This is a genomic window from Bacillus sp. AP50 (assembly GCF_040492675.1).
Taxonomy (GTDB): domain Bacteria; phylum Bacillota; class Bacilli; order Bacillales; family Bacillaceae_G; genus Bacillus_A; species Bacillus_A cereus.
In genome coordinates this window covers 1-7267 of the sequence record NZ_JBEUTW010000237.1, presented here as the reverse complement: position 1 = coordinate 7267, position 7267 = coordinate 1, and the positions used below count along the sequence as shown (strand labels likewise).

The window sequence follows — 7267 nt, the reverse complement described above, 5'->3', positions numbered from 1 at the left end:
ATTTAAACTAAGCTATATTATATCTTTATTATTATATCTATTTTTAGCTTTTAGTATTGTTTTCGTAACGGTAGGCATTCCAACTACATATGAAGATTCTAATACATTTTTCATGGGGATAACTATGATTTGTGCTGTTACATTCTTTGTGAGTCGGAATATATGGGAAAACAAGTTAATAATGGAGTGACAAAATGAAATACACCTGTCCATGTTGCGGATATAAAGTTTCACTTTATTGGATCAGTTAGAAAACCGACTAGTGAAGATGTGAAGGATGCTAGTTGGCAGCGAATTTGTTAAGTAGAATGTTATTACTCAATTTAATGGGAGTAATAACATTTTTTATTTAGTACTGAAAGAATTACTGCTGTCTTAAAGTAATAAGAAGGAATAAATCGGTAAATTTTATTAATGGATATATTTTCAATAAATACAAAAGTATAGATGTATAGTCATCTTTGTGTATTTAATGTTATCATATTGAATGATATGGAAATTTTTAATAGAATAAGTAACTAAAAATTCAAAGGTAATGAAGCTTTTGTTGTATAAAGAAAATACTTAGTAGTAATCAACAATATTAAAAATAAGATTCGTATTTATATAAATTTAGTAGAAATGGGGTTTTAAAAAGGAATGAGTATAAGCATAACGCGGCAAAAGATTTTGGCGGCCGCTTCTCAAATTGTACAATGTAAAGGGGTTGCTAAATTAACTTTAGAAGCAGTGGCAAAAGAGGCGGGTTTAAGCAAAGGTGGATTATTGTATCACTTTTCAAATAAAGAAGCTTTAATAGAAGGTATGATAGTCCGAGGGGTAGAGGATTATGAAGGGGCCATTTACAATAAAGTAGCGGAAGACTCAGAGAGGAAAGGGAGATGGGTTCGCTCTTTTGTAGAGGAAAGATTAAGTAATGAGAGAAGAACAGAAGAGTTGTCTAGCAGTATGATGGCAGCACTCATGTTAAAACCTGAATTACTTGAGCCATTACAACAATCATTTCAGCAACTGCAAAAAAATATAGAAAATGATGAGATAGATTCAGTTTGTGCAACAATTATTAGATTAGCAGCAGATGGATTATGGTATTCGGAATATTTAGGGGTTGGAAGACTAAGCCCCGAGTTAAGAGAAAAAGTAATTCAAGCTCTTATTAGTAATTCATATAAATAGAATATGTGAACTATATAATTTTAAAATAATTCACCATTGCTTCTTTAATGTAGTGGTGAATTATTTTTTTTATTAGAAAAATAGAACAATTTTATAGAGTATTGAATTATAACCGTCCAGACGGTATAGTAATATTTGGTTTAAGAGGAAAATGAAACAAAAAAAGAATAAAAGATATTTTTAGCACACTATTCGAAAGGATAGGCCGCAAAGCTTAGAGTCTACGGTAATACATATTGGTTACTAAGATCGTCTGGTTGCACATTTTTGATGCAACCGGACGATCTTTTTTTGTTATATAAATATAAAAATTTAGGAGGGAACTATGCAAATGAAAAGTACTAAAAGACATATTTCAATGGTTTCATTAGTTTTTCTAGTATTATTTTCAGTGCTGAATGTGTGGGCTCCAGTTATTCAAGCTGCTGTGATGAAAAGTCCAGTGGACGAAATTAATATTTCCCGTACTGATGGCACGACATCTGAACCATATCAAGCCTCAGATGGTATGAAAGTAGAAGTGAAGTGGTCAGCTAAAGAAAAAATAAAAAGTGGAGATCAATTCACAATTGATATGCCAAAAGAGTTTCGAAAAGACCTTATGAATATGAGTTTTCCTTTAAAAGATGCTGAAGGAAAAACAGTTGGTACATGTGAGATGAAAAAGGGTCTATTAACGTGTACTATGGGTGATTACGTAGAAGGAAAGAACAACATTAAAGGTTCTTTATTCGTAGAATTCTACTTTGGTCTAGAAGCATATGATGGTGTTAAAGAAATTCCATTAGAATTTAACGTTGATGGTCAAATCGTAAATAAAGAAGTAAATGTAAGTAATACGACAGAGAGACCGAAGCCACAACCCAATACGGAAAATCTATTGAAATGGGGTTCTTATAATCAAGAAGATCCGTCTATTGCTGATTGGCTTGTATATGTAAATGCAACTGGAACAGAAATGCAAGATCTTAAATTAATAGATACATTAGGACCTGGGCATGAGTTAATTACAGACAGCGTAGTATTAGAAGAGGCTGTATTTGAAGATGGTTATGCACCAACAAATATTAAGCCAGCAAATTTATCTAACATTAAAATAAATGCAACAAAGACTGGATTTACAATTGAATTTCCAGACAGTTCAAAAGGCTATATTTTAAGATATAAAACAAAGGTTACAAATCCTGCTGCAAAACCTCATAAAAATACTGTGAAATTAGAAGGTAAAAATATTAAAACTGAAGAAAAAGTAGGACAAGTATTTGTGAGTGGTGGGGGAGGATCCGGTTCAGGTGACAATAATCCACCTAGCATTGAAAAAAATATAGTTGATGAGAATGGCAAGCTTGTAGAGAATGAGCAGCTAACACAAATGGATCAAGTTATTCAATACCAAGTTGGTACACATATACCGAACGATCCTCCTAAATACACATCTATGGTAATTAGTGATGATTTAGAAGATGTTTTAGAAGTATTAGAGGCAAAAGTGTATGATAAAAATGGCCAAGATATTACTTCTAAAGGGACGTTAAATATAGATAAACAAAGAAGTGAAGTAACATTTACGTTTGGTGAGAATTTTGATTATAAGTCATATGAAGACCAGATAATTAATCTTAGTATCAAGGCGAAAATTAAAAATAATGCAGACTTATCTTCTTACGTAGATAAGAAGATTCCTAATAAAGCGGAATTACATTTTGATGATAAAACATTAACATCAAAAGAAGTAACTATTACACCGCCTGAAGCTCCAAAAGATGGTACAGTATCGCTTCATAAAATAGATTCTGAGAATCCGAACAAAGGGTTAAAAGGTGCCGAATTTGAAGTTCGAAATAGTGCAAATGAAGTTGTTGCAAAACTGACAACGGACGAAAAAGGTTTTTCAGTACCTCAAACTTTAGCTCCTGGGACGTATAAAGTTTATGAAACAGTAGCACCAGAAGGATATCAAAAATTAACAAGCCCAGTAGAGGTTACACTTCAAGCTGGAGAAACAAAAACAATTGAAATTAAAAATACTGTGCAAAAGGGTCAAATTGAAATAAAGAAAATTGATTCGGAAAATGGTGAAAAACCATTAGCAAATGCAGAGTTTGATATAGTAAAAGACGGTGTAGTAGTCGAACATATTGTTACAGATAAAGATGGTAAGGCAATCTCTAAACCGTTAGCACTAGGAAAATATATTTTAAAAGAAACGAAAGCGCCTGAAGGCTACCAATTAAAAGAAACAGAGTTCGAAGTAAGTGTAACAGGGGACGGCATATTCCCAATACAAGTGGAAAATGCAATGGTAGACAAAGGTAATATAGAAATTACAAAAGTGGACAAAGAAAACGGAGCAGTATTAGCGGGTGTCGAATTTGAAGTCCAAGATGAGAAAGATGAAGTAGTAAGAAAAGTAGTAACAGATAAAGATGGAAAAGCAAATGTTTCAGATCTATCAGTAGGAAAGTACAAATTAGTAGAGACGAAAAGCTTACCAGGTTATAAAAAGCTAACAGAACCAGTACCATTTGAAATAAAAAAAGGTATGACAAAAGCTTTAGCAATAAAAGTAGAAAACGAGCAGTTAGACAAAGGCTCAGTAGAAATTACAAAAATAGATAAAGATAGTCAAAAAGTATTAGAAGGCGTAGTCTTCGAAGTGCAAGATGAGCAAGGAAAAGTAGTAACAGAAGTAAAAACAGATAAAGATGGTAAAGCAAAAATCTCTGATTTATCAGTAGGGAAGTACAAATTAGTAGAGACGAAAAGTTTACCAGGCTACAAAAAGCTAACAGATTCAGTATCATTCGAAATTAAAAAAGGTATGACAACAGTCCTATCGTTGAAAGTAGAAAATGAACAGTTAGATAAAGGTTCAGTAGAAATTACAAAAATAGATAAAGACAGCAAAAAAGCATTAAAAGGCGTAGTTTTTGAAGTGCAAGATGAAGCTGGAACAGTAGTAAAGGAAGTAAAAACAGATAAAGATGGTAAAGCAAAAATCTCAGATCTATCAGTAGGAAAGTACAAATTAGTAGAGAAAGAAAGTTTACCAGGCTATAAGAAACTAACAGATCCAGTATCATTTGAAATCAAAAAAGGCATGACCGAAGTTCTATCATTAAAAATAGAAAATGAAATGGTAGATACGGGAAATATAGAGATAACAAAGATAGATAAAGATAATAAAGCACCGTTAGCGGGAGTAACATTCATCGTCCAAGATGAAAAGGGTAATGAAGTTACAAAAGTAACGACAGATAAAGATGGAAAAGCAAATGTTTCAGATTTACTTGTAGGAAAGTATGAATTAGTAGAGGTAGAAAGTTTACCTGGTTATAAAAAATTAGAAAAACCAATATCATTTGAAATCAAAAAAGGCATGACCGAAGTCCTATCATTAAAAGTAGAAAATGAAATGGTGGATACAGGGAATGTCGAGATAACAAAAATAGATAAAGATAGTAAAGCACCATTAGAAAATGTTGTATTTGAAGTACGTGATTTAAAAGGAAAAGTAGTTGCGAAAGTAACAACGGATAAAGAAGGAAAAGCAAACGTTTCAGATTTATCTATCGGGAAGTATGAGTTGGTAGAAGTAGAAACACCGGCAGGATACAAACCACTAGAAAAGCCAATTTCATTTGAAATTGAAAAGGGTAGAGTAACAGCGCTAAAGCTAACAGTAGAAAATGAATTAGTGGATACAGGAAATGTAGAAATTACAAAAGTAGATAAAGAAAATAAAGATGCTTTAGCTGATGCAGTCTTTGAAATTCAAGATGAAGCAGGGCAAGTAGTCGCTAAAATAACGACAGATAAAAAAGGACAAGTACAAGTTACTAATTTATCAGTCGGCACATACAAGTTAGTAGAAGTAAAAGCACCAAAAGGATATAAACAATTAGTAGATCCGATTACTTTCCAAATTGAAAAAGGCATGACAAAATCTCTTGCTTTAACAGTAGAAAACGAAATGTTAGACAAGGGAAATGTGGAAGTAACAAAAGTAGATAAAGATAGTCAAAAAGCATTAGCAAGTGTAGTCTTCGAAGTACAAGACGAACAAGGCAAAGTAGTAACAGAAGTAACGACAGATAAAGAAGGGAAAGCAAAAATCTCAGACTTATCTGTAGGAAAGTACAAATTAGTAGAGAAAAAAAGCTTACCAGGTTACAAAAAACTAACAGAGCCAGTATCATTCGAAATCAAAAAAGGTATGACAGAAGTCTTATCATTAAAAGTAGAGAATGAACAGTTAGACAAAGGCTCAGTAGAGATTACAAAAGTAGATAAAGATAGTCAAAAAGCATTAGCAGGTGTAGTCTTCGAAGTACAAGATGAAAAAGGCAAAGTAGTAACAAAAGTAACGACAGATAAAGAAGGAAAAGCAAAGATTGCTGATTTATCAGTAGGAAAATATAAGCTAGTAGAGGTAGAGAGCTTACCAGGATATAAAAAACTAGCGAAACCAGTATCATTTGAAATCAAAAAAGGTATGACAGAAGTCTTATCACTAAAAGTAGAGAATGAACTAGTAGACAAAGGCTCAGTAGAAATCACAAAAGTGGATAAAGATAGTCAAAAAGTATTAGAAGACGTAGTCTTCGAAGTGCAAGACGAACAAGGAAAAGTAGTAACGGAAGTAAAAACAGATAAAAATGGTAAAGCAAAAATCTCAGACTTATCTGTAGGAAAGTACAAATTAGTAGAGAAAGAGAGCTTACCAGGCTACAAAAAACTAACAGAGCCAGTATCATTCGAAATTAAAAAGGGTATGACAGAAGTTCTATCATTAAACATAGAAAATGAAATGGTAGATACGGGAAATGTAGAAATTACAAAAATAGATAAAGATAATAAGGCACCGTTAGCAGGTGTAGTCTTTGAAGTTCAAGACGACAAAGGCAAGGTAGTAACGAAAGTAACGACAGATAAAGCTGGAAAAGCAACAGTTGCAGATTTATCAGTAGGAAAGTACAAGTTAGTAGAAGTAGAGAGTTTACCAGGCTACAAAAAATTAGAAAAGCCTGTACTATTTGAAATTACAAAAGGTATGACAAAATCTTTAGCGTTCACTGTAGAAAATGAAATGGTAGATACGGGGAATGTAGAAATCACAAAAATAGATAAAGACAGTAAAGCACCATTAGAAAATGTTGTATTTGAAGTACGTGACTCAAAAGGCAAAGTAGTTGCGAAAGTAACAACGGATAAAGAAGGAAAAGCAGACATTTCAGATTTATCTATTGGAAAGTATGAGTTAGTAGAAGTAGAAACACCAGCAGGCTACAAACCACTAGAAAAGCCAGTTTCATTCGAAATTACAAAAGGTATGACGAAAGTCTTATCATTGCAAGTAGAGAATGAACAGTTAGACAAAGGTTCAGTGGAGATTACAAAAATGGCCGCTGAAAGCAAGGAAGTCTTATCAGGAGCTGTGTTTGAGGTTCATGATGAAAAGGGAAAAGTAGTAGTGAAAGTAACAACAGATAAAGATGGAAAGGCAAAAATCACAGATCTATCTGTAGGTAACTACACACTAGTAGAAGTAGAAGCACCAAAAGGATATGAAAAATTAACTAATCCAATTCCATTTGAAATTACAAATGGAATGATAAATGCAGTTCAATTAGAAGTATTAAACAAATTGAATCATTTAGCGCCACCAGGCCCAGAAACACCAGATCCAGAAACACCAGAAACACCAGATCCAGAAAAACCACACCAAATCCAGAAAAGCCTGGGACACCGAATCCAGAGAAACCTGAAAAAGAATTACCGAAGACAGGGCAGAAAATGCCTGTGGAACCATATATGGGAGCACTTCTTGTAATGATGAGTTTTGGATTACTCATATTAGGTAGAAAACAGCAGAGATAATAAAGGTGAAAAGGTATCCTCAAAGTATTTGAGGATACCTTTTTTAGCATAAAAAAAGCATCTAGCAAAAGTACTAGATGCAAATAAAAACACAAGGGAAGACAAAATTCTTCCCTTTTCCCGTATGTAATTATATCAAAAAATTTATAAAAAACTAGCTATATTTAAAATATAATTTTTAAAAAAGTTATATTTTAAATAATTGCAATAC

General features: G+C 32.8%; 3 protein-coding genes, 1 pseudogene and 1 riboswitch. All 4 genes and pseudogenes read left to right on the top strand.

Going from position 1 to position 7267, the window contains the following annotated elements; translation table 11 throughout:
• A pseudogene (locus tag ABWK52_RS17910) lies at window positions 1-190 on the top strand (hypothetical protein); the annotation flags it as partial.
• A 449-nt stretch (window positions 191-639) separates the two neighbouring features.
• On the top strand, window positions 640-1176 hold the full coding sequence (locus ABWK52_RS17905) for a TetR/AcrR family transcriptional regulator (RefSeq protein ID WP_000028010.1): 537 nt from the start codon (window positions 640-642) through the stop codon (window positions 1174-1176).
• A gap of 172 nt (window positions 1177-1348) precedes the next feature.
• Window positions 1349-1441: riboswitch (cyclic di-GMP riboswitch) on the top strand.
• Window positions 1442-1501: 60 nt separating this feature from the next.
• The gene (locus tag ABWK52_RS17900; protein ID WP_438825465.1) at window positions 1502-7009 is read left to right on the top strand and encodes a SpaA isopeptide-forming pilin-related protein; all 5508 of its coding nucleotides are present in this window, start codon (window positions 1502-1504) and stop codon (window positions 7007-7009) included.
• The gene (locus ABWK52_RS29810; protein ID WP_082247671.1) at window positions 6973-7056 is read left to right on the top strand and encodes a hypothetical protein; all 84 of its coding nucleotides are present in this window, start codon (window positions 6973-6975) and stop codon (window positions 7054-7056) included. The genes ABWK52_RS17900 and ABWK52_RS29810 overlap by 37 nt, the downstream gene beginning before the upstream one ends.
• The last annotated feature ends 211 nt before the right edge of the window (window positions 7057-7267 follow it).

What these genes read in the sequence shown, in the direction of transcription:
- ABWK52_RS17905 (WP_000028010.1), top strand. Translation starts at nt 640, where the DNA reads ATGAGTATAAGCATAACGCGGCAAAAGATTTTGGCGGCCGCTTCTCAA.
- ABWK52_RS17900 (WP_438825465.1), top strand. Translation starts at nt 1,502, where the DNA reads ATGCAAATGAAAAGTACTAAAAGACATATTTCAATGGTTTCATTAGTT.
- ABWK52_RS29810 (WP_082247671.1), top strand. Translation starts at nt 6,973, where the DNA reads ATGCCTGTGGAACCATATATGGGAGCACTTCTTGTAATGATGAGTTTT.